General features: G+C 61.8%; 20 protein-coding genes and 1 tRNA gene. 10 read left to right on the top strand and 11 right to left on the bottom strand.

The features are described 5' to 3' along the window. Nucleotides 1-30 precede the first annotated feature (30 nt). The 7 genes from LI72_RS18150 to LI72_RS18120 all read right to left on the bottom strand — a co-directional run bounded on the left by LI72_RS18150 (nucleotide 31) and on the right by LI72_RS18120 (nucleotide 6,543). Entirely contained in the window at nucleotides 31-555 is a 525-nt protein-coding gene (locus LI72_RS18150) for a hypothetical protein (protein WP_033927384.1), read from the bottom strand. 67 nt (nucleotides 556-622) lie between these two features. Further along, the gene (locus LI72_RS18145) at nucleotides 623-1,930 is read right to left on the bottom strand and encodes a tetratricopeptide repeat protein (protein ID WP_231562529.1); all 1,308 of its coding nucleotides are present in this window, start codon (nucleotides 1,928-1,930) and stop codon (nucleotides 623-625) included. A gap of 31 nt (nucleotides 1,931-1,961) precedes the next feature. Next, the gene (locus LI72_RS18140; protein ID WP_033927383.1) at nucleotides 1,962-2,681 is read right to left on the bottom strand and encodes a DUF4331 family protein; all 720 of its coding nucleotides are present in this window, start codon (nucleotides 2,679-2,681) and stop codon (nucleotides 1,962-1,964) included. Between the two features lie 5 nt (nucleotides 2,682-2,686). Then, entirely contained in the window at nucleotides 2,687-3,337 is a 651-nt protein-coding gene (locus LI72_RS18135; protein WP_033927382.1) for a hypothetical protein, read from the bottom strand. 104 nt (nucleotides 3,338-3,441) lie between these two features. Next, the gene (locus LI72_RS18130) at nucleotides 3,442-4,467 is read right to left on the bottom strand and encodes a glycosyltransferase family 4 protein (RefSeq protein ID WP_033927381.1); all 1,026 of its coding nucleotides are present in this window, start codon (nucleotides 4,465-4,467) and stop codon (nucleotides 3,442-3,444) included. Nucleotides 4,468-4,508: 41 nt separating this feature from the next. Next, entirely contained in the window at nucleotides 4,509-5,438 is a 930-nt protein-coding gene (locus LI72_RS18125; protein WP_156139714.1) for a UDP-2,3-diacylglucosamine diphosphatase, read from the bottom strand. A 124-nt stretch (nucleotides 5,439-5,562) separates the two neighbouring features. Then, the gene (locus LI72_RS18120; protein WP_231562528.1) at nucleotides 5,563-6,543 is read right to left on the bottom strand and encodes an NAD(P)H-quinone oxidoreductase; all 981 of its coding nucleotides are present in this window, start codon (nucleotides 6,541-6,543) and stop codon (nucleotides 5,563-5,565) included. A 131-nt stretch (nucleotides 6,544-6,674) separates the two neighbouring features. Here LI72_RS18120 and LI72_RS18115 point away from each other — a divergent pair, with 131 nt between their 5' ends. The 3 genes from LI72_RS18115 to LI72_RS18105 all read left to right on the top strand — a co-directional run bounded on the left by LI72_RS18115 (nucleotide 6,675) and on the right by LI72_RS18105 (nucleotide 10,028). Further along, nucleotides 6,675-6,875, top strand: coding sequence for a DUF1192 domain-containing protein (locus LI72_RS18115; protein WP_033927379.1), 201 nt, complete (start codon nucleotides 6,675-6,677; stop codon nucleotides 6,873-6,875). Nucleotides 6,876-7,125: 250 nt separating this feature from the next. Then, nucleotides 7,126-9,465, top strand: coding sequence for an ATP-dependent Clp protease ATP-binding subunit ClpA (gene clpA, locus LI72_RS18110; protein ID WP_033927378.1), 2,340 nt, complete (start codon nucleotides 7,126-7,128; stop codon nucleotides 9,463-9,465). 170 nt (nucleotides 9,466-9,635) lie between these two features. After that, a complete protein-coding gene (locus LI72_RS18105) occupies nucleotides 9,636-10,028 on the top strand; it encodes an acyl-CoA thioesterase (RefSeq protein WP_033927377.1) in 393 nt (130 codons plus the stop codon). A 15-nt stretch (nucleotides 10,029-10,043) separates the two neighbouring features. Here the strand turns inward: LI72_RS18105 and thpR are convergent, their stop codons facing one another. Continuing rightward, nucleotides 10,044-10,589 carry an RNA 2',3'-cyclic phosphodiesterase gene (gene thpR / locus LI72_RS18100; protein ID WP_033927376.1) on the bottom strand — a complete coding sequence of 182 codons (546 nt, stop codon included), beginning with the start codon at nucleotides 10,587-10,589 and terminating at the stop codon, nucleotides 10,044-10,046. A 121-nt stretch (nucleotides 10,590-10,710) separates the two neighbouring features. On the opposite strand from thpR, the gene LI72_RS18095 reads away from it, so the two are divergent. Together LI72_RS18095 and LI72_RS18090 are read left to right on the top strand one after the other, a co-directional pair. Beyond that, the gene (locus tag LI72_RS18095; RefSeq protein ID WP_033927375.1) at nucleotides 10,711-11,457 is read left to right on the top strand and encodes a Bax inhibitor-1/YccA family protein; all 747 of its coding nucleotides are present in this window, start codon (nucleotides 10,711-10,713) and stop codon (nucleotides 11,455-11,457) included. 253 nt (nucleotides 11,458-11,710) lie between these two features. Further along, entirely contained in the window at nucleotides 11,711-12,517 is an 807-nt protein-coding gene (locus tag LI72_RS18090) for a hypothetical protein (protein ID WP_156139713.1), read from the top strand. Nucleotides 12,518-12,727: 210 nt separating this feature from the next. On the opposite strand, the gene LI72_RS18085 is transcribed toward LI72_RS18090, so the two are convergent. Beyond that, the gene (locus tag LI72_RS18085) at nucleotides 12,728-14,089 is read right to left on the bottom strand and encodes a Rid family hydrolase (RefSeq protein WP_033927374.1); all 1,362 of its coding nucleotides are present in this window, start codon (nucleotides 14,087-14,089) and stop codon (nucleotides 12,728-12,730) included. Between the two features lie 328 nt (nucleotides 14,090-14,417). Between LI72_RS18085 and LI72_RS19210 the strand changes: the two genes are divergently transcribed. Further along, nucleotides 14,418-15,392: a creatininase family protein gene (locus LI72_RS19210; protein ID WP_081985250.1), complete on the top strand. Its 975-nt coding sequence runs from the start codon at nucleotides 14,418-14,420 to the stop codon at nucleotides 15,390-15,392. Between the two features lie 52 nt (nucleotides 15,393-15,444). Here the strand turns inward: LI72_RS19210 and LI72_RS18075 are convergent, their stop codons facing one another. Beyond that, nucleotides 15,445-15,900: a MucR family transcriptional regulator gene (locus tag LI72_RS18075; RefSeq protein WP_033927373.1), complete on the bottom strand. Its 456-nt coding sequence runs from the start codon at nucleotides 15,898-15,900 to the stop codon at nucleotides 15,445-15,447. A 474-nt stretch (nucleotides 15,901-16,374) separates the two neighbouring features. On the opposite strand from LI72_RS18075, the gene LI72_RS18070 reads away from it, so the two are divergent. Continuing rightward, nucleotides 16,375-16,450: transfer RNA gene (locus tag LI72_RS18070), tRNA-Ala, on the top strand. A 473-nt stretch (nucleotides 16,451-16,923) separates the two neighbouring features. On the opposite strand, the gene LI72_RS18060 is transcribed toward LI72_RS18070, so the two are convergent. Beyond that, nucleotides 16,924-17,235 (bottom strand): UrcA family protein, encoded by a 312-nt coding sequence (locus tag LI72_RS18060; protein ID WP_197051969.1) that lies wholly within the window; start codon nucleotides 17,233-17,235, stop codon nucleotides 16,924-16,926. Between the two features lie 199 nt (nucleotides 17,236-17,434). On the opposite strand from LI72_RS18060, the gene LI72_RS18055 reads away from it, so the two are divergent. The 3 genes from LI72_RS18055 (at nucleotide 17,435) to LI72_RS20170 (ending at nucleotide 20,900) form a co-directional block, all read left to right on the top strand. Then, a complete protein-coding gene (locus LI72_RS18055) occupies nucleotides 17,435-18,493 on the top strand; it encodes an AraC family transcriptional regulator (RefSeq protein ID WP_052130265.1) in 1,059 nt (352 codons plus the stop codon). A 26-nt stretch (nucleotides 18,494-18,519) separates the two neighbouring features. After that, nucleotides 18,520-19,389, top strand: a complete 870-nt coding sequence (locus LI72_RS18050) for a sterol desaturase family protein (protein WP_052130263.1) — start codon at nucleotides 18,520-18,522, stop codon at nucleotides 19,387-19,389. Nucleotides 19,390-19,826: 437 nt separating this feature from the next. Beyond that, complete coding sequence (locus tag LI72_RS20170) at nucleotides 19,827-20,900, top strand: helix-turn-helix transcriptional regulator (protein ID WP_156139712.1); 1,074 nt, start codon at nucleotides 19,827-19,829, stop codon at nucleotides 20,898-20,900. Nucleotides 20,901-20,926: the final 26 nt, after the last annotated feature.

Raw genomic sequence — 20,926 nt, 5'->3', positions numbered from 1 at the left:
TTGGATGGCTGCGGGTCCGTTGTCCGGGCGCTATGGGACGATCCGCGTCAGCGTACCCTTCCAGCTGGCAAAATAGGCGTCTTCGGGTGCCGTGTCGCACGTGCTGTGCAAGCCGGTAAAGCTCTTGCGATCGGCGGAGAATCGCAGGGTGACCCGCCCGTAGATCCGTTCGCCCTCATGCGGCGGGTTGCATTCGCGCTGCACACCGGTTCGCCCCTGATCGTCATACCAGTATCCGGTGAAGGTGTTGCCACTGAAGGTGCCGACCAGACGACCTTTGGTAATGGTGCCACCCCCCGACTGGTAGATGCTATCATAAAACGCGTCATCCTGCGTTTCGCTGTAGGTACCCGTCATTTCAGGACCGAATTGTTTGAAGGTCAGTGACGGGGCAGCCCCCGATTCCACCGAAGTTGCATAGACATAGCCTGCAGATTCGGTCGCTTCAGTTCCCGACGATTGCGCGCCTGCGGTCGACGCGGGGACCGCGCCTGCGGTCAGGACAACCAAGGCAAGGATCGTGCTCGTCAATCTGATGGTCTGGCGAAATGGCATCAATCACTCCGTGAACGTGTTCTTCAAAATCTATGGTTGATCTTCCAGCAGGTCAGACGACAGCGCTTCATGACAGCGGGTTCGACGCCGTGGCCAGCTTGCGTTGCGCCTCGGCCTTTTGCGTCAACCCGGCCGCCTGGTAAATATCGGCGGCGGTGCTGTGGAGGTCGGGCGTGCGCCAGCGCGAGGCCAGCACCTGCTCGATCATCGCGCGCGCTGCATCGGTCCGGCCGTTGGCCAGCAGGGCGGCGGCGAGCTTGATCTTCGCCTCGCCAAACGGACGCGCCCGGTGGTTGGCCTCAGCCAGCCGCAGCGCGCAGGGCCAGTCCCGGCGCGCCGTGCAATGGTCGATCGCATGGCCGTATGTGGCTTCGGGGAACAGCTTGAGGCGCTTGTCCCAGATCGCCGCCGACCGGCCATACAGCCGCGCGGCCTCTGCCGTGTCGCCGCGCGCTTCGGCGATGCCCGCCAGCGCATCGATGAATTCGGGGTGGCCGGTGCGTTTGACGATCGCGCGATAGAGCGTTTCGGCCTCAGCAGTCTTGCCCTGCAGGTTGAGCACCTCGGCGATATGCTCCTCGATCAGCCAGCGGCCGGGGAACAGCCGGTCGGCCTCGCGGAAATGGACCATGGCATCGTCAAGCCGCCCGCGATCGAGATCGAGGATTCCGCGCTGGAGCGCCATATAGCCGCGCGTCTGCGGCGTGGGCGAGCGATAGGCGCGCTCGGCCTGAGCGAAATAGGCGTCGGCGCCGTCGACATCGCCGGTCCGCGCGGCAAAGATCGCGCGGCGGAACAGGGTCGATCCCGGCACCAGCGCATCGGCCTGATCATAGAGCGCCCAGGCTGCGTCATAGTCGCCGCGATAAAAGGCGATGTCGCCGCGCACCGCGGTGATCTCGGCGCGGTCGCCCGGATCGGGCGGAACGGCATACCGATCGATCGCGGCCAGCTGCGCTTCGGCTCCGGCCAGCCGGTGCATGCTGAAATCGAGCGCGGCGCGCATCAGGTGCGGCCCGCTGCCCTTCACCGCGACGCCAAACGCCGCATCAAGCGCCTGGCCGGCGGCGGCATAATCCTCATACGATCCCGATAGCTGCGCCCGTGCCATCAGTTCGCTGGCATGGATCTCGTGCATCAGCCATTGGTCGGGCTTGGCCCGGGCAGCGGCGCCGGCATTGGTGACGGCGAGCTTGCTGCGCGTCATCGCTTCCGAATAGGTGCGCGGCGGCCCGCTGCCCGAGAAGGGCGAATCCTCCCAGACGATCTGCTCGGGCAGGCTATCGGCATCGCTCAGCCGGTCGGTCACCCACAGCGCGCCGATGACCACGGCTGCGATGATCCACCATTTCCAGGCCGCAAGATGCGACGTCATCGGGGCTGTCTGCATGGGCCGCGTCCGGTTGTCAGGCGGGCGCGGCGCAGATGGTCAGCCCCAGCCGTCCGAAATCGTCCGCCAGCGCATTGGTGAGGATGGTGAGCGTGCCGGACAATTCAGGCACCCATTTTCCGGTCGCATCGATGGTGGGCGTATCGTCGTTATAGCTGTTCTTGTTGGGATTGCCCGAGATCAACGCGGTCGACACCGCCGGCATGCCCGCGCGATCGACCCGGGTATAGGCCGAGGGCAGGTCGCTGCGGAAGGTGAAGTTGGTGCCCGCCCCGTTCGATCTCGGCGGACTGCCGAGCGGCGCTGCCAGGAACGGGAAGGTGGATGGCAACGGCTGATCGATGCCATTGGGGTTGACCGGGATCGCGGCAAAGGTCGTGGCGGGATGCCGCCGCAGGTCGAGGAAGATCACCGCCAATGTGACGTCGATCACCGGATCGAGATAGCGCCGCCCGTTGGGGAAGCCGGAGGGCTGGTTGAGATCGAGCTGCAGCACATCGGGCACGACCAGATTGGCGACGGTGCGACCGGGAACCACGGTCTGGTTGAGGCACGGCGCGACATTGAAGCTGGTCGGTGCCGGGGCGGGGGTGGGCGTCGGTGCCGGGGTCGGCGCGACCGCGACGGGCGGGACCACGATGGCGTTGGTGGCAGGTTCGTTGCTGCCGCATCCGGCGAGCAGGGCGGACAGCGCAAGAGCCGAGACGATCGTGCGCGAGACGGGGGTGTTGGTCATGATGCTCAGCTCCTGATCCGTGCGGACGATGTCCAGATGTCCAGCGGCTGGCCGCGGTCGATCAATCCGCGCGGGATGGCGATGATCACGAAGGTCGAATTGAGGCCCGCAAACCGGTTGCGCGCATTGTTGAACGACAGGTTGCCGGTCGCCCGCGAATCGCGCAGGCCCTGCGGATCGAAGAAGAAGGGATCGTCGAACAATCCGGCGCGCACCATGATGTCGTTATTGGTCACGAGATTGCGTTCGACCGGTCCGCGCAGCACGCTGGCGCCGGGCAGGTTGCGCACCTCTATCCCGGGATTGGCGCCATCGCGTCCGAAGCGGATCTCGATCGGGAATTCGATATCGGTGCGCGTGCCGGTATTGGAGATGTTGATCGTGTAGAGCACGTCGGGGTCGTAGAAGCCGGGCAGATTGGTGGCCGAAGGGCCCCCGAAGCTGATCGCCACATAGACGTTGCTGACATCGTGAAAGGCATAGAGATCGGCGATATCGGCAGCGACATCGAATCCGACGGTGTTGGTATCCGACCCCGTGCGCGCTGGCGGATCGAAGTGATCGGCCGCATCGAGCGCCTGATGACCGGCAAAGCCGATCGCGCCTGCCATGAGCGCGCACGGCAGCGCGACCCGGAACATATGTGAGATGACCATATTCGCCCCTTCGTTTTCGAGAAAAAACCTAGTGGGCGACCCAGCACGAAAGGTACGGCAAAGCGGGGCGATTGCCAAACATTATCTGGTGACAGCGGCCCGGATCAGGCCGCCAGTCTGAGGCCCGAGGTGATCGGCACCAGCGCGCCCAGGAACTGCCGGGTGCTGGCCTCCCATGTGAAGGCGCGGCCTGCCGCGATGCAATCGGCCCGGTCGAGACGCAGTGCAGCGGCAATCCCGTTGTCCAGCGCCTCGTCCATCGCGCCTGACCGTGGTGTCAGCACATCGAGCGGGCCCGAGACCGGATAGGCGGCGACCGGGGTGCCGCAGGCGAGCGCCTCGATCATCACCAGGCCGAAGGTGTCGGTGCGGCTGGGGAACACGAACACGTCGGCCCCGGCATAATAGCCCGCCAAGGCCGCCCCCGATTGCGCGCCGACGAAATGCGCGTCCGGATAGGCGCGCGCCAGCGCCTCGCGCGCCGGACCATCGCCGACCACGACCTTGCTGCCGGGATGGCCGTTCGACAGGAACGCCTCGATGTTCTTTTCCACCGCGACCCGCCCGACGTAGAGCTGGATCGGCCCATCGAGGTCTGCATAGAGCGCAGGCACGGGCGCGGCCGGGCTGAAGCAGGATAGATCGACCCCGCGGCCCCAGTGCACCACCTGGTTAAGCCCCTGGCCGCGCAGCTGCCGCCGCACCGTTTCGGTCGAGACCAGGATCGCCGAGGCAGGCGCGTGGAACCAGCGGATGAACGGCCAGAACATCGCCGCGGGAAGCCCGGTGCGGCGCGCCAGATAGTCGGGAAACTGGGTGTGATAGGCGGTGGTGAACGGATAGCCGTGGTTGAGGCAGAAGCGCCGGGCCGCGATGCCCAAAGGTCCTTCGGTGGCGATGTGCACCGCATCGGGCGCGAAATCGTCGAGCCGCGCGCCGACACCGTGGCGCGTCGCCAGCGCCAGCCGGATCTCGGGATAGGAGGGGCAGGGGATCGAGGCGTATTGATCGGGAGAAATCACCAGCACGTCGTGACCCAGCGCGCGAAGCTGGCCGGTCACTGCGCACAAGGTGCGCACCACGCCATTGACCTGGGGCGTCCAGGCATCGGTGACGATCGCGATTTTCATCCGGGCTGGCATGGTCTGTCCTCCTGCCTGGGGTTTCGCTGTCAGGCGGCCTCGACTGCGCGGCCGCCCATCATGCGCGCCTCGGCTTCGGCCGCTTCGCGCTCCTTCATGATGTCGGCCCAGTGCAGCACTTCCATGCGCCCGTCGAAATGCTCGACCAGCGCGGTGCAGCCTTCGACCCAGTCGCCGTCATTGTAATATTCGACGCCGCCGATCTCGCGGATCTCGGCGGTGTGGATATGGCCGCACACGACACCATCGACACCGCGTTCGGCCGCGGCGCGAGCCACCAGCTCCTCGAAGCGCGAGATGAACTCGACCGCGTTCTTGACCTTGTGCTTGGCCATCTTGGACAATGACCAATAGGACAGGCCAAAGCGCTGGCGGACCCAGTTGACCCCGATGTTGAGGCTCATCAGCAGGTGGTAGAGCGTGTCGCCGACGAACGCGAGCCAGCGGTGCGCGAGCATGATCGTGTCGAATTCGTCGCCGTGCAGCACCATCAGCCGCTTGCCGTCGGCGGTCTCGTGGAAGGCGGCGCGGCGGATTTCGACCCCGCCGAAGTTCAGCCCGGAAAACTGGCGGAACATCTCGTCATGGTTGCCGGGGATATAGACGATGCGCGTTCCGCGCTTGGCGCGCTTCAGGATGCGCCAGACGATGTCGTTGTGCGCGGCGGGCCAGTAGAATTTCTTCTTCAGCCGCCAGCCATCGATGATGTCGCCGACCAGATACATTGTCTCGCTGTCGACATGGTCGAGAAAGTCGATCAGCAGGCGGGCGTTGCAGCCGCGCGTGCCCAGATGCACGTCCGATATCCAGATGGTGCGATAGCGCCTGCGCGCATCGACCGGCGGTTCGGGGGTATAGGGCAGGCCACCGGGAAAGCCGGTGACGTTCGAAAAATCACCGTCGCCGGTGCCGCTGCCCAGCAAGGCATGGATGGTGTCGCTGAAATCGTCCAGTGCCATGGCGGCGCGTGCTCCCTTGCGGATGATTGCATCCTCGGGACCACGCCATTGGCGGTTTAATGTGACATCTGGAATCGCATAGCGATGACGGCTTTGTGACAGATGGCGGGCAGGACGGCGGCGCTCAGTCGATCTCGAGCACGATCTTGCCGATGAGATCGCCCGATTCCATCTGCGCGTGCGCCTGCGCCGCCTGGGCCAGCGGATAGCGGCTGTGGATCAGCGGCGACAGTTCGCCAGTGGCGACCAAAGGCCAGACCTCGCGCGAAATCTCGTCCGCGAGCAGCGCCTTGAAGGCAGCAGAGCGGGGGCGCAGCGTCGATCCGGTCAGCGTCAGGCGGCGGCGCATGATCTCCAGCACCGAAATCTCGGCCTTCATGCCGCCCTGGACGGCGATGGTGACATTGCGGCCATCATCGGCCAGGCAGGCCATGTTGCGCGGCAAATAGCTGCCGCCGACCATGTCGAGCACGATCTCGACGCCCTTGCCGTCGGTCAGGCGCTGGACTTCCTCGACGAAATCATGCGCCTTGTAGTTGATCGCGTGGTGCGCGCCGATGTCCAGCGCGGCGGCGCACTTGTCGTCGCTGCCGCAGGTGACGATGACCTTGAGGTCGAACAGGCGGCCGAGCTTGATCGCCATCGTGCCGATGCCGCTGGTGCCGCCATGGACCAGAACCGTCTCGCCATCGCGGGCATAGCCGCGCTGGAACAGGTTGTGCCACACGGTGAACAGTGTTTCGGGCAGGGCGGAGGCCTCTGCCATCGCTATGCCCGACGGGACGGTCAAGCAATGGTCGGCCCGGGCGACGCAATATTGGGCATAGCCGCCGCCTGCGACCAGCGCGCAGACCTGCTGGCCGATCATCGCATCATCGGTGCCCGGCCCCACGGCGACGACGGTGCCTGCGATTTCCAGTCCCGGAATATGCGGCGCGCCCGGCGGAGGCGGATAAAAGCCCTGGCGTTGAATGACATCGGGGCGATTGACCCCGGCAGCCGCGACGCGGATCAGTAGCTCACCCTGTGAAGGCTCGGGAACCGGCGCTTCGCCTGCCACCAGTACTTCGGGACCGCCCGGTTCGGCATAGTCAACGGCCTGCATGACAGCCGGTATTACTGTAGCCATGGTCATGGTAGACATGCCCTGGTTATCCCCCCTCGTTGCGGACAGAACCCCAACATCTGTAGCGGCTTATATTGACAGCTACCGCTCGCGGGTCAACAATAAGTCCCATGGAGCCCGACGAAAGCCTCTCGCGCCTGCGCGCCGACGCCGCCCAGAAACTGGGCAGCGAAGACATCGACCCCTATTCGCTCGATGAGCTGGATGCCCGGATCGCGCTGTGCCGCGCAGAAATCGCCCGATGCGAGGCGCGCAAGGAATTTGCCGCACGCCACCGCGCCAGCGCCGACGCGCTGTTCCGCAAGGGCTGATGCGCATGCCCGCTGCCGGACCTTTCAGGTCGTTCATCTGGCACGGTCTTTGCTGATAATAATCTCGAACCAGGGCTTGCAGCCTGCTGGATTTGGAGAGACACTCGCCTATATTGGTTGCTGTAAAGCGCCCCGGAGTGAACAATGGGGCAATGGCAATGAGGCGCTTGACCATAGAGGCCCGGCTCTTTTTCCCCGGGTACACTGACTGACATTGCGGGCAATTTGCCCGTAACGGAGTATCGCCATTATGCCGTCCTTTGCCGAATCCCTTGAAAAGACGCTGCACCAGGCCCTTCACAATGCCGCCGACCGCCGTCACGAATATGCGACGCTGGAGCATCTGCTTCTCGCGCTGATCGATGATGCCGATGCGGCGCAGGTGATGCAGGCCTGCGGCGTCGACCTTGGCGAGCTGGGAGATGCGGTGACGCATTATCTCGACAACGAGCTGGACTCGCTCAAGGTCGCCGAAAAGACTGATCCTGCACCCACCTCCGGCTTCCAGCGCGTCGTCCAGCGTGCAATCCTGCACGTCCAGTCGTCGGGCAAGGATGTCGTGACCGGCGCCAACGTGCTGGTCGCGCTGTTTTCTGAGCGCGAAAGCTATGCCGTCTATTTCCTGCAGCAGCAGGACATGAGCCGTCTCGATGCGGTGAGCTATATCAGCCACGGCATCGGCAAGGGCGGCCAGGCGGTCGAGCAGCGCAGCCCGCGCGGGACCGAAGAGCCGCAGGAAGAAAAGCAGGATGCCTCGGGCAAGCAGAAGAAGGACAGTGCGCTCGACCAGTTCACCGTCAATCTCAATGCACGCGCGCAGGCCGGCAAGATCGATCCGCTGATCGGTCGCGGCCCCGAGGTGGATCGCACGATCCAGATCCTGTGCCGCCGTTCGAAGAACAACCCGCTGTATGTGGGTGATCCCGGCGTCGGCAAGACCGCGATCGCCGAGGGCCTGGCGCGCAAGATCGTCGAGGGCGATGTGCCCGAGGTGCTCGAAAAGGCCGTGATCTACTCGCTCGACATGGGCGCGCTGCTGGCCGGCACCCGCTATCGCGGCGATTTCGAGGAGCGGCTCAAGCAGGTCGTATCTGAACTTGAGAAGATGCCGCATGCGGTGCTGTTCATCGACGAGATCCACACCGTGATTGGCGCCGGCGCCACCAGCGGCGGCGCGATGGATGCATCGAATCTCCTGAAGCCCGCGCTGTCGGGCGGCACGATCCGCTGCATCGGCTCGACCACCTACAAGGAGTTCCGCAACCATTTCGAGAAGGACCGCGCGCTTCTGCGCCGGTTCCAGAAGATCGACGTCAACGAGCCGACGATCGAGGATACGATCAAGATCCTCAAGGGTCTGCGCACCGCGTTCGAGGACCATCACAAGGTGAAGTACACCCCGGACGCGATCAAGACCGCAGTCGAGCTTTCGGCACGGTACATCAACGACCGCAAGCTGCCCGACAAGGCGATCGACGTGATCGACGAAGTGGGCGCGATGCAGATGCTGGTGCCGCCTGCCAAGCGGCGCAAGATCATCACTGCGCGCGAGATCGAAAGCGTGATCGCGACGATGGCACGCATCCCGCCCAAGTCGGTGTCGAAGGACGACAAGAAGGTGCTCGAGCATCTCGACCGCGACCTGAAGCGCGTCGTGTTCGGCCAGAACAAGGCGATCGAGGTGCTGTCCAGCGCGATCAAGCTTAGCCGTGCCGGCCTGCGCGATCCCGACAAGCCGATCGGCAACTATCTGTTCTCCGGCCCCACGGGCGTCGGCAAGACCGAGGTTGCCCGGCAGCTGGCGAGCATCATGGGCATTCCGCTGCAGCGTTTCGACATGTCGGAATATATGGAGCGGCACTCGGTCAGCCGCCTGATCGGCGCGCCTCCGGGCTATGTCGGCTATGATCAGGGCGGTCTGCTCACCGATGCGATCGACCAGCAGCCGCATTGCGTGCTGTTGCTCGACGAGATCGAAAAGGCGCACCCCGATCTGTTCAACATCCTACTGCAGGTGATGGACAACGGCAAGCTCACCGATCACCACGGCAAGACCGTCGACTTCCGCAATGTCGTGCTGATCATGACGACCAATGCGGGCGCGGCGGACATGGCACGCGAAGGCATCGGCTTTGGCGATGTCAGCCGCGAGGACGCTTCGGACGAGGCGGTGAAGAAGATGTTCACCCCCGAATTCCGCAACCGTCTCGATGCGGTGGTGCCGTTTGCCTATCTGGGTACCGAGGTTGTGGCCCGCGTGGTCGACAAGTTCATCCTCCAGCTCGAACTGCAGCTGGCCGAACAGAACGTCCACATCCGTCTCGACCAGTCGGCCCGCGACTGGCTGTGCGAGCGCGGCTATGATCGCCTGTACGGGGCGCGTCCGATGGCGCGGCTCATCCAGGAGAAGATCAAGCAGCCGCTCGCCGAGGAACTGCTGTTCGGCAAGCTGGTGCAGGGCGGCGAGGTCAGCGTCCATCTGAAGGATGGCGTGATGGCGTTCGAGATCGTCCCGGCACCGCCCAAGGCCACCAAGCCCAAAAAGGCGCGGGGATCGGCCAAGAAGGCCAGCGATACCAACGCGGATTGATCAACAGGCCCGGCTGGCACAGCGTCAGCCGGGCTTTTTTCTTCTTCGCATCCCCATTCGTTTGTCCCGAGCTTGTCGAGGGACCTTACGCAGCCGCTCGAGATCACGTCCCTCGACTTCGCTCGGGAACTCGGGAGAGCTTTGTGCGAGACGGAGCTAGGCAACACCCGATGAACACCTTCACCCGCACCTTCACCGCCGAACCGCACCACATCGACGAGCTGGGCCATGTCAACAACGCCGTCTGGGTGCAGTGGCTGCAGGACCTGTCGGTCTCGCACTGGAACGCGGCGGCGGACCCTGCGCATGTCGACGCCTATTTCTGGGTGATCGTCCGCCACGAGATCGATTATCGCGGCAACATCGGCCTGGGTGCGCAGGCCATCGGCCGCACCTGGGTGCCCGGGACGCCAAAGGGCGCACGCTTTGCCCGGCATGCCGCCTTTGCCGATGCCTACGGGCGCGATATTGTCACCGCCGTCTCGACCTGGGCGATGCTCGACAAGGCCACTGGTCGGCCGGCACGCGTCACCGCAGAGATCGTCGCCGCTTTCCAGCCCTGACGGTCCTGCGCCGGGTCAGCCGCGCAAGCGGAAATGAGCCATCGGCGTATAGACACTGCCCTCGCGGCCCATCAGGCTTTCCATCAGCACCAGTTCGTCGAAGTGGAAGGCATCGCGCGGCAGCGCAGGCTGAGCCGCCATCCAGGCCGCGATCTGCGCCGAATCGGGGGCGGCACTGCGGGCAAAGCGCGCCAGCGTCACATGCGGCACATATCGGCGCCCTTCGGGCTCAAAGCCGCAGCGGACGCACAGCCGGTCCAGCTTGGCGTGCAGCGCGGCGAGGGGATCGCGCGGGGCCAGTCCCGCCCAGAGGTGATCGATGCGTCCGCGCCGGTCAAACCAGCCAAAGTCCTCGAGCCGCGCATCGATCCGCCCGAATCTTTCAGTGCCCAGCGCGAGCATCAGCGCGTCAGCCGTATGGCGATCGGCATCGCCGATGAAGCGCGCCGTGACATGCAACTGGGCATCGCTCTGCCAGCGGGCTCCGGCCAGGCCATGCATGCGGCTCAGCAGGTGTTCGCGGACGGCCGGCGGCGGCACCAGGGCAAGGAACAATCTCATGGTAAGAAGTGTATCGTATCAGGCTGCGGTGAACTGAAAACCGGTTTCGCTTGAAAATTGCCCGCCAAAGGGCGATATTGTGTCTATCCGGCAACAATGCCGGGCAAAGGAGATTTTTTCGATGGCTGACCGTTTTGATCCTCGCGCGACAGACAGACTGCGCGCCGGCTCGATCAATGCGCAGACCGGCGTGCCCAGTGCTGCATTTGATGCGGGGCTGCGTTCCTACATGCTGTCCATCTACAATTACATGACCAGCGGCATCCTGTTGACCGGCATTGTCGCGCTGCTCTTCGCCCAGTCGGGCATGGCCGCGCAGATCATGTTCGGCCCCGGCCTGATGAAGTACGTCATCATCTTCTCGCCGCTCGCGATCGTCTTCGCGATGAGCCTGGGGATGAACAAGTTCTCGACGGCTGCGCTGCAGGCGATGTTCTGGGGCTTCGCGCTCCTGATGGGCCTCAGCATGTCGACGATCTTCCTGGTCTATACCGGTGAGAGCATCGCGCTGGCGTTCTTCTCGACCGCTGCGGCGTTCGCGGGCCTCAGCCTGTTCGGCTACACCACCAAGAAGGATCTGACCGGTTGGGGCAGCTTCCTGATCATGGGTGTTGTCGGCCTGATCGTCGCCAGCATCCTCAACATCTTCCTCAAGTCGTCGGTGATGGGCTTGGTGATCAGCTACGCCGCCGTGCTGATCTTTGCCGGCCTGACCGCCTATGACACGCAGAAGCTCAAGAGCATGTATGCGCATGTCGCAGGTACCAACATGATGGGCAAGGTCGTGATCATGGGCGCGCTGAGCCTCTATCTCGACTTCATCAATATGTTCCAGGCGCTGCTGAGCATCATGGGCAATCGCGACTGATTGTCTGGAAAAGCACTGGAACCCTGACAGCCCGGCGGATCCCCTTCCGCCGGGCTTTTCTTTGCGCGTTTGCTTTCGGCTGATCGCCTGTCGGACTCGGCTCGTCGCGCTTGGCTGTTAACCGTGTCGGTCCATGCTTTCGCAGTTCGTCGTTTTGGTGTTGAGATCGCACCATGCCGGGCATAGAAACATGCCCATGAGACCGCGCGATCCCGACCACGGGCAATGTGCGCGGCACCGGGAGACGCAAAAAATGGCTCGTATGGCCCTCAGCCGTGCAACGATGCTGGCCGCAACGGTCGGCTTGACGACACTGATCTCGGCCTGTGGCGGAGGCAAGCCTGCCCCTGTCGCGGTTGCCCCGCCGCCGCCGCCGGTGGTCGTCGCACCGCCGCGCATGCCCACGCCGCCCTCCAATGCGATGACCGCGATGGCCGTGCCCGCTCTGCGCGCCGACGGCCTGCGCGACACGCCGATGCGCGACATCGATGACAACGAGAAGCTGTGGTACTTCCGCGCCGCGTTCAACGTGGCCGCGCTTAACTGCCAGAACCCGCAGCATTTCCGGATCGCGGACGATTACAACCTGTTCCTCAAGACCCACAAGCGCGAGCTCGACCGGATCAACAAGATCGTCGAGGACAAGTATCGCAAGCGCTATGGCACCGGCTATGCCCGCATCCGCGATACCGAAAACACGCAGGTCTACAATTTCTTCGCCTTCCCGCCGGTGAAGTCCGATTTCTGCAACGCCGCGCTGGTGCTGGGCCAGGAAGCTGCGGCGTTGCCGTCGAAGGAACTGGTGACCTTCTCGGCGCGCGCGCTGCCGGCGCTCGAAGGCGTGTTCGACCGCTTCTATGCGTCCTACGAAAGCTATCAGACCGATCTGCAGAAGTGGATCGCGCTGTATGGCAGCCCCGAGATGCGCGCTACCCAGGCCGCGCAGATGGGCGCCACCGTCCAGCCTGCTGCCAGCACCAGCAACGGCGCTGCACCGGCCGCCACGCCGACCGGCAATCCGCCCAAGCTACCAACCGTACTGCCCAGCAGCGGCGACTGATATTCGGCAAGGTGTTCCGCATATCCGGGCCGGGCGACGCACGTAGTTTCTTGCAGCGGGAGCGCGGCACCTGAGCGCTAGTATGGGGGCGTGGTGCTCCCAATCTGGTTTCGTGACGTGTTCGAGTTCCGGTAAGGGCAAGGACCAAGGCCCATCAATGGGTGCCAAGGGAAAGCCTTGCGTCCTGACGCACTCGCGGCGTGTTGGCTGCTATTTGACTGTCGCGCTACACTTGATCTCGACGCGAGCCGCAGGCCGGGGTAGCGCCGTCACGGCAAGCGTGGCTCGCGCCGGCGGATTGCTTGGGAAATATGTCTGATAGACCGAGTTCATCGCGGCATAATCGGCCATATCCACAAGGAACACGGTGCACTCGTCGACGTCGGCCATCTTGGCATCGGCGGCTTCCAGGGATGTACGGATGTTTTCAAGCGTTTGCTGCGTTTGTACCGCGACACCTCCGGCTACGATGTCCTGCGTGCCCGGCTTGACACCGGTCATTCCGGAGACAAAAACCCGGTTTCCGTTTCGGATGGCGACCGAATAGGCAGGTACCAGGGGAGCGATGCCGGCCGGGTTGATCACGGTGCGATTGGACCTTGCGCTGTGGGAGGATGCGGCAGGTCCCAGCGTGATTGGCTCGAACCACTTTGGCCGGATGAAACGGCTGTTCGGAGAGGCGGCTGCAACTTCCTGCTGAAAACGCTTCTGGTCGGCAAGGATAGCCTCTGAAGGTTTGGGATCACCATAAGCATCTGCGTGGGTGGGGAGTACGACGGAGGGATTTCCAAGCGCACGCATGAGGCGACCGGTGAAATCGTAGATCTCATGACGCTGGCTGTTGGACCCGACAAGCGCGATATTGGGCCGCAATCCGTCCATCTCGCGTTCTATGAAGTTCATCGATCCCATGATGAGAATTTCATGGCCCGCATTGCGGAGCAGATAGGCCACACTGCCGCCCTCGACATAGTCCTTGCGCCGCAGCGGAGCGCGCAAGCCAGCAGGGGCGTTGCCGGTAATCTTGCGGCCGTTGTTGAAATAGCGCTTGTCGTCCAGCGCGCTGTGAACGCTGGGAATGACCTTGAGCGAAAAATCCTCAAAATCGTAATCTTCGCCGCCAACCACGGTGATCAGCGAGGCTTCCGGGACCTCATAGGCCCGCGCCAGATTTGCAGTTGTCTCCCGGCCAACGATCACCGCCCCTGTCTTGCGCGATATATATCCCGCGTCGAGCGCGTGATCCGAATGGCCGTGGGTAATCAGCACGTAGTCTGCGCGGCTGACATGTTTGTCGATCAGCGCGGTATCCGGCGCGTACAGCTCGTCTGGTGCAACGACTTTGGGTCCGGCAGCGGTCCAGCGAGCAAATTGGGTGAGGAAAGGATCTACAAGGATCACCCTGCGCCCGTCAGTGATCTCCCATCCTGCATTGCCGAGATAGGTCAACCGGACTTCACCAGCCTTCAGCGTTGGCGTCGCCAGCGCAGCTGGTTCGACAGTAGGTTGCGCCAGGCCCGGGGAGATGATCGACAAACCCAACGCAGCGAACAGCAATACGCGATGAAGCATGGTACTCTCCCATCCAGGTCAGCTTGCATGCCGGGGTGTCCAGAAGACTAGCTGCACGCACGCAGATTGCCAGAAGCGATTTTCGGAAGGTCTCAGCAGCAGTCGGTCACCCACCCTTATCCGCGCAATATGCCGTCAGGGCCAATACTTTCACTTGTTCCAAACCTCCAGGTATTGTGAGTCGGCCGCGTTTCTCCGCGTCGTGGGTGTTGTGGGCCACTTCGCGTGGTTTGCTCCTATCCACGCTTATCGTCGGGAATAAACTTCGCTTTGTGGTTGAGCGTATTTGTCTAGTCTGTCTGCAGACAGGTTTCACAAGGGGTGCACCATGAAAAATGCCATGCTCGTTTCCACTGCTGCTTTGTTTGTCGCCGCCCTAGCGCCGAGTACCGTATCTGCGCAGAGCCAAAAGGCACCGCCGGACCGCACCTGGATAACGCTGCCGGAAGCAAATCCACTGGCGACACCGCATAAGACGAAAAACTATCTTCCCGAGATGACCTGGACGGAAGTGGCGGAGTTTCTGAAGCGATCGGACATGGTCATAATTCCGGTCGGATCGATCGAGCAGCATGGACCACAAGGGCCGCTCGGCACTGATTTTTTGAATGGTACTGAAGAGGCCAAGCTGGTCGCGCAATATGCCGATGTGCTGGTCGCGCCGATTCTCATGGTTGGCAACTCGCCCTACCATCTGGGTTTTCCGGGGACCATCTCGCTTTCAACAGAGACCATTCAGAAGGTCTACGTCGAAGCTATCGAAAGCATGATCGGCCAAGGATTCAAGCGCTTCCTCATCTTGAATGCCCATGGCGGCAATCAGGCCACAACGAAGTTCATCGTCGACAGAATCAACCAGGAGACGCCAGGCATTGCCGTCGACCTTGGCGAAGCCATCCGGCCATTCATGAAACAGGCGGCTGGCACTGGCCCCAAGCCCTTTGATCGGCATGGCGGCGTCAATGAAACCAGCAGCTCACTCTATCTGCAACCGGGGCTGGTCAATCTGGATGCTGCCCGCCGCGCCAAGCTGAAATTGCCTCCGCATCTGGAAGCCATGGTTCCGGCCGTCAAGGCGGGGGACCCTACGGCAACGCTTGTGTTCCTCGCCGAGGCGCTGAAGCAGAAATCCACCGGCAAGGGAACGGCCACCGACGACATGACGGATATCGGCGTGTGGAGCGAACTCGATCCAGCCACGGCCACAGCAGAGCAGGGGCGCGCGGATTCCGAAAAATTCGTCAATGCGGCTGTTCGCTTCATCGAGAAATGGCAGGCCCTCCGGCCGATCAATGTCGACTGAGTCGGGCTGGCCGACGGGTACCTTGTAAAGGCCGTCTTCCAGGTTCCCCCCGTTACGAGGGGTCTTCACTGCGAGCGGGACCGGCATCAGCGGAGGATTTCTTGCGACCACCACGCCCGCTTTTCCCAAGCCCAATCTGGGTGGCGATTTCACGACGGCGCGCGGCATAGTTAGGGGCGACCATCGGGTAATCCGCAGGCAGGTTCCATTTCTCCCTGTAGGCGGCTGGCGTAAGCCCGAAATGTACCATGAGATGTCTCTTCAACATGGTCAGACGCTTGCCGTCTTCCAAGCATATCAAATAGTCAGGCTTGATGGATGCGCGGATTGGGACTGAAGGCTGCTGCGTTTGTTCTGGGGCGGGGACTTCGGACCTGGCAGTGCCGGCCAGGGCGCCATAAACAGACACAATCGATCTTGGCAAATCAGCGGCGGCAATACTGTTGTTACTCGCATAGGCAGCGACGATGTCAGCAGTCAGCGCCAAAAGTGTTTCATGATCGTGCATCCCTGGTCCTTCGGCAAAGTCGTAAAGCAAGACATGCTATAGTATACGATTCTGGCTTTGGCTAGGTCGGCTGGAAAAAAGGGATCCACAGCCGGACCAATTTCTGAACCAAGACTGCTTCTTGACGAAGATTGACTGCTCGCCAGAGTTTGTCGGACGCGGGGTGGGAACCGAAACAACCGCTGATAACCATCCCTGTCGCACCGCTCCAGACGAGGCTCGCGCACAAGCGCGATGACGCGCTCATCGCGTCTGGGGAAATCTACTGCTCTAGGGTATTCGCGCGATCATTCCGCCTCGCTCTGACCCTAACTTGCCGGACGATCCCCCCCGCCGCTATCGGCACCGCAAGCTGCCGACTGTGCTGCCCTGCAGCGGCGACTGACGCCTCGGACGCCTAGCCAATTTTTCCACTGGAGTGGCGCAAGGCGAGTGATTATACCTACGTCACATTAAGACCTTTCGCAGGTATTGGGGGCCGTAGCTCAGTTGGGAGAGCGCGTCGTTCGCAATGACGAGGTCAGGGGTTCGATTCCCCTCGGCTCCACCACGACCAGAATTTCTTTGCGGAAACCGAGATATTTAAGCTTTTTCAGTATGTTATACAGTCCAATTGGTGGGAACTTTGGCATACGCGGGGTTTCAAACACGTGGCTGGCACCTTGCACCTTCAAGAGCGAGGTCGCACTTGGCACTACGTTCGCCTTGCTCTCAACCACCAAGTCAAAGTTTTTGGGGAGTGAACCGTGTAGCGCATAGGATTGTCGCGGTACGACCCAGACCTAGTCACTCCCGGCCGCCGAGATGAGTATCTGGATAGGCCAGAAACCGCCGATCAATTTTCGTGATCGCGCGACGCTATGTTTATCATCGCAGCTGGATGAAGAGCGGAAGATCCGGCTTGCAGATATTGGCCCATCGGACTTAGCGCTATGGCCTGATCATGATTATCGGACATTTGGGCTTGGCCATTCGTATAGGTGCATGGTGACTTTCCCACCCAATTCGGTCAGTTCTACAGCCTCAACCGCCCCTCCCAGAAATTGGATCACTTGCCGCAGTCAGGGTCTTTGCGGCAGCGTCGGCGCTGGCTTGTGCTTGCCGGATGCAGCTGTGCTCGTGGCGGATATTGTGGGGTAGGCTTTCCAGCGCTTGGCTTTTGCACATTGTCTGTGCCGCGCGCTGGATGCGCGTCGTCAAGATGCGTCGCCCCTTGATCGAGCCGAGATCGAGGTCGCCAGTCTCAACTTTGATGCTCTGCGGAACAGTGGCAGCGGCTACGGAGGGTGAAGCCGCCATGGTGACGACTGAGAGGAGGGCATGAATGAGCCTCACGATCATTTCCTTCGATGTTTGGCCGTCCACCAATTTGAGCGGCCAGCATCGGAATTTCCAGCTTGGCGCGCCTGAGGCTGCCCGGTTTCGAAATCGGGCTGGTTGTTTTCGGATTGCGCAAAGCTGATGGAAACCGGACAGCCTGGGCGATTCCGAAATCGGCTTGTCGCTCCGTCCACGCTATGGCAGCCAAGCGTCCATGACAGCATGGGAACAGGTCGATCAGATGGCCCGCGGCGGGTCGATCGCCTTGCTGGTCCAGTGGAGCTGGATCCTGATCCGCGACCATTGGCGTGATGTGCCGGCCCGGCTTGCGCTGGCGATGAACGTCGGCATCTGCAGCTATTTTGTTGTGACGGCCGGCATTTTTTGCAGGCCAAGCATGATTGGCCTGTTGTTCGCGCTGGGTGCTGGGGCGACTCCCGGGCTGTTCTGGCTGTTCGCCAAAGCGTGGTTTAACGATGAAAAACAGGTAGACCCGATCAGCGCGTTGCTGGTCGGCCTGTCGGTGGCCAATACGCTGGTGGTCCAGCTTACCGTTCCCGGCGAGACCGCCAACGCGATTTCGGCGGTGCTGTTCAGGGCATTTATGCTGGCCTTTGCAGGGGCTGCTTTATGGGAAGTGTGGCGCAGCCGGGAAGGCGATCTGGTTGAACGTCGGCGGCGGATCAGGCCCGTGCTGGTTTGCGTCGTGGCGATCTGCGTCATTGCTATTGCCTTTGTCGAAGTGGCAGCATCCCCCGGCGAGCCCCCTGCCTCGTGGAGGCTTGCGGTGGCGAGCGGTGGCTTGCTGGCCGTGTTCGGTTTTTGCGCGGTGTTGCTTCGTATGCGGCAGGGAGACATGTTCGGCTTGGCAGAGGTGACGGGTGCGCCAGCGAAACCTGCGCAGAGCCCGGGCGATGATCCGCTGGCTGCGCGCTTGCTGCAGTTTATGGCAGCGCAGATGCCCTACCGCGACGAGACCCTGTCGATCGCAAAGCTCGCTGCGCTGCTGGGCGAGCAGGAATACCGTCTGCGCCGCACGATCAATGGCCAGTTGGGCCACCGAAATTTTTCGGCCTTTCTGAATGGCTATCGTCTCGCCGAGGTGAAGTCCGCGTTGGCGGACCCTTCGCAACGCGAAGTGCCTATCATCACCATTGCCCTTGATGCCGGTTTCGGCTCGCTCGGTCCCTTCAACCGCGCTTTCCGCGAGGCGGAACGCATGACACCGAGCGAGTTTCGCACCCGCGCGCTGGCCGTTTCCGAAATCGGCTAGCCGGAATCGGACAACGCCGCGCAAAGATGCGTGAACGCAAGCAGGTGGCGGTGAACATCTGCAAGAAGGACGCCGCCATGCTTACCGGAATTCCGCCGCTCGATATCCTGCTCGCCGAGGGGCACCATATCTTTGCCTTTGACTTCGGGCGCTATTTGATTGCAGCCTCGGTCACCTTTGCGCTGGTGCGGCTGCTGCGACGTACGACGCTGGCCTCGCGCAAGATCCAGTTGCGCGAGGCCAGCGCCGCAGACATGCGCCGCGAGTTCCTTCAGTCGCTGCAATCGGTGTTCGTCTATGTCATCGGCGCCGGCTTCCTGATCTGGGGCCGCGAAGTCGGATTGTTCTACGATGTCTTCGGCGTGAGCTTCGGGTTGGGCGCGGATTTGCTGATCCTTGCCGGGATTATCATTGCGCACGACGCATATTTCTATTGGGCGCACCGGTTCATGCATCATCCCCGGGTGTTCAAGCACTTCCATCGCGCGCATCACCGCTCGATCACGCCGACGCCCTGGGCTGCTTACAGCTTTGCCATGCCCGAGGCGGCCGTAATGTTCCTGTTCGTGCCGCTGTGGCAATTCTTCGTGCCGACGCCAGGGTGGGTATTGTTCACCTGGCTGAACTTCCAGATCATTCGCAACGCCATGGGCCATGCTGGATTTGAGTTCTTCCCGCGCTGGTGGCTGGAGGTGCCTCTGGCCCGCTGGATCAACACCACGGTGCACCACGACCTGCACCATAATGGAGGCTTCAATACCAATTTTGGGCTGTACTTCACTTGGTGGGACAAGTGGATGGGCACCGAGCATCCGAAATACCATGAGAAGTTTTGCGAAGTGACCGGGCGGACGCAGCCCTTGGCGGCGCAGGCGAGCAGCGAGGTGACCGTCTGACCAAACCGCGCCGTAGGCAATTGAGTGATGACACCGGGGCTGCGGAAGGACCACTTCGGGGTCATTTCCGAAATGCCAGGAGTTTTCCAGAATCGGGGCGAAGCGGCCATTCGCGGGCCGATCTGAGCAGTGACAGCTGCCAGCCCATACTCGCTCGTTCATATGAATGGCCATGAGCGTTCGGTTCTAAGAGTAGCGGCCATTGGACCGAATCAAAGGGGACGATTGGCGATCCTTCGCGTTTGTAGCCTCGGCGCGCCTTGTCATGACAGCAATGGAGCAGAGACTTTCTTAAGTTTGCCGGTAGGCGGCCATCTAGCAAGACTAGCGGCCCAACGCGTAACTGCGCGTAAAATCTTCATTTAAAGACATAGCGACGGCCTGATTACACGAAAAAACACATGACTAAGTGCAAACGTGCGGATAGCTCTACGTGTATGTCATTGATTGAACAGATATATGATGCCGCTTTCGACCGGCAGCGTTTTGAAGCATTGTTGCGCCGAATTGCTGCCGAGATTGGCGGCAATGCTGCTTTTCTTGGTTGGCATGATTTTGAGCGCAATTGTGGCTTCGATATCCAGTTTGGCAACGATCCGGCCTGGCTGCAGCGCTATGTCGAGCACTTTGCCGAGCACGATGTCCTCCGCCCGATACTGGTTGATGTCCCTGAAGGCGTACCAGCGCCAGTTGCTCCGCATTTCCAGCGCAAGGAGATCCAGGAGAGCCACTTTTATCGCGGTTTCATTGTGCCTCAGCAGATCGTCGATAACATGGCGGTCAATCTGATTAAGCGGCCAGGCATGATTGCTACTCTCGGCATCCTCCGCATGGGGGAGCTTGCAGTCTTTGATCATGCCGATGTTGCGCGAATTTCCGAGCTGGTGCCTCACCTGACCCGCGCTGTCCTGATTCAGAGCCGGCTGATCGATGGCGAAAACACGGCTGATGGCTTCCGGCAGAGCAGCAATGGCGCACGCGACCACATCGTATTGTTGTCGAAAGACGCCACTATTCTGGAGATCGACACCCAACTTTCGGGCATTCTTGGCCTGAATGTAGGCAATCCAATCGGGCGATCCATATTCGGCAAAGCTGCCATGGATGCCATTTCCACAGGTGACGCGGTAATCGCCGAACTGACAGGGTCCGATGGCACTATCACACGGCTGCTATGCGAAGCACAGGAGCTGGAACGCAACCGGCTAGGCGATCTATCGACAAATCAGGCTGCGACCCATGCCATTCACATCGGGATTGTCGACCGTCAGAGGACCATCGCCTATGCCGCGATGGCGAAATCCTATCGCCTCACACCTACGGAAGCGCGCGTGCTGGAAGCGGCGGTTGAGCAGGGTGACCTGATCCTGATTGGCGAGAAACTCGGCATGGCCCGCCCAACTGCGCGGACACACCTGCACAGAATCTATGACAAGACTGGCACCAGCGGTTTTGCAGACCTTTGCCGACTGGCTTACCGATTTGTCCGCGCCCGAGGTAATTCAATCTAAACAGATGATGGACGCGCGCTCCATGG

Origin of the sequence: Sphingomonas sp. 35-24ZXX, assembly GCF_000786215.1 — a bacterium.
GTDB lineage: Bacteria > Pseudomonadota > Alphaproteobacteria > Sphingomonadales > Sphingomonadaceae > Blastomonas.
Note: the sequence above shows the minus strand (reverse complement) of the source record. Positions and strands in the feature narration are given on the sequence as shown.

Bases quoted from the DNA above. Each gene is read 5' to 3' on its own strand.
- LI72_RS18150 (WP_033927384.1), bottom strand. From the start codon at position 555: ATGCCATTTCGCCAGACCATCAGATTGACGAGCACGATCCTTGCCTTG.
- LI72_RS18145 (WP_231562529.1), bottom strand. From the start codon at position 1,930: ATGACGTCGCATCTTGCGGCCTGGAAATGGTGGATCATCGCAGCCGTG.
- LI72_RS18140 (WP_033927383.1), bottom strand. From the start codon at position 2,681: ATGACCAACACCCCCGTCTCGCGCACGATCGTCTCGGCTCTTGCGCTG.
- LI72_RS18135 (WP_033927382.1), bottom strand. From the start codon at position 3,337: ATGGTCATCTCACATATGTTCCGGGTCGCGCTGCCGTGCGCGCTCATG.
- LI72_RS18130 (WP_033927381.1), bottom strand. From the start codon at position 4,467: ATGAAAATCGCGATCGTCACCGATGCCTGGACGCCCCAGGTCAATGGC.
- LI72_RS18125 (WP_156139714.1), bottom strand. From the start codon at position 5,438: ATGGCACTGGACGATTTCAGCGACACCATCCATGCCTTGCTGGGCAGC.
- LI72_RS18120 (WP_231562528.1), bottom strand. From the start codon at position 6,543: ATGCAGGCCGTTGACTATGCCGAACCGGGCGGTCCCGAAGTACTGGTG.
- LI72_RS18115 (WP_033927379.1), top strand. From the start codon at position 6,675: ATGGAGCCCGACGAAAGCCTCTCGCGCCTGCGCGCCGACGCCGCCCAG.
- clpA (WP_033927378.1), top strand. From the start codon at position 7,126: ATGCCGTCCTTTGCCGAATCCCTTGAAAAGACGCTGCACCAGGCCCTT.
- LI72_RS18105 (WP_033927377.1), top strand. From the start codon at position 9,636: ATGAACACCTTCACCCGCACCTTCACCGCCGAACCGCACCACATCGAC.
- thpR (WP_033927376.1), bottom strand. From the start codon at position 10,589: ATGAGATTGTTCCTTGCCCTGGTGCCGCCGCCGGCCGTCCGCGAACAC.
- LI72_RS18095 (WP_033927375.1), top strand. From the start codon at position 10,711: ATGGCTGACCGTTTTGATCCTCGCGCGACAGACAGACTGCGCGCCGGC.
- LI72_RS18090 (WP_156139713.1), top strand. From the start codon at position 11,711: ATGGCTCGTATGGCCCTCAGCCGTGCAACGATGCTGGCCGCAACGGTC.
- LI72_RS18085 (WP_033927374.1), bottom strand. From the start codon at position 14,089: ATGCTTCATCGCGTATTGCTGTTCGCTGCGTTGGGTTTGTCGATCATC.
- LI72_RS19210 (WP_081985250.1), top strand. From the start codon at position 14,418: ATGAAAAATGCCATGCTCGTTTCCACTGCTGCTTTGTTTGTCGCCGCC.
- LI72_RS18075 (WP_033927373.1), bottom strand. From the start codon at position 15,900: ATGCACGATCATGAAACACTTTTGGCGCTGACTGCTGACATCGTCGCT.
- LI72_RS18055 (WP_052130265.1), top strand. From the start codon at position 17,435: ATGACAGCATGGGAACAGGTCGATCAGATGGCCCGCGGCGGGTCGATC.
- LI72_RS18050 (WP_052130263.1), top strand. From the start codon at position 18,520: ATGCGTGAACGCAAGCAGGTGGCGGTGAACATCTGCAAGAAGGACGCC.
- LI72_RS20170 (WP_156139712.1), top strand. From the start codon at position 19,827: ATGTCATTGATTGAACAGATATATGATGCCGCTTTCGACCGGCAGCGT.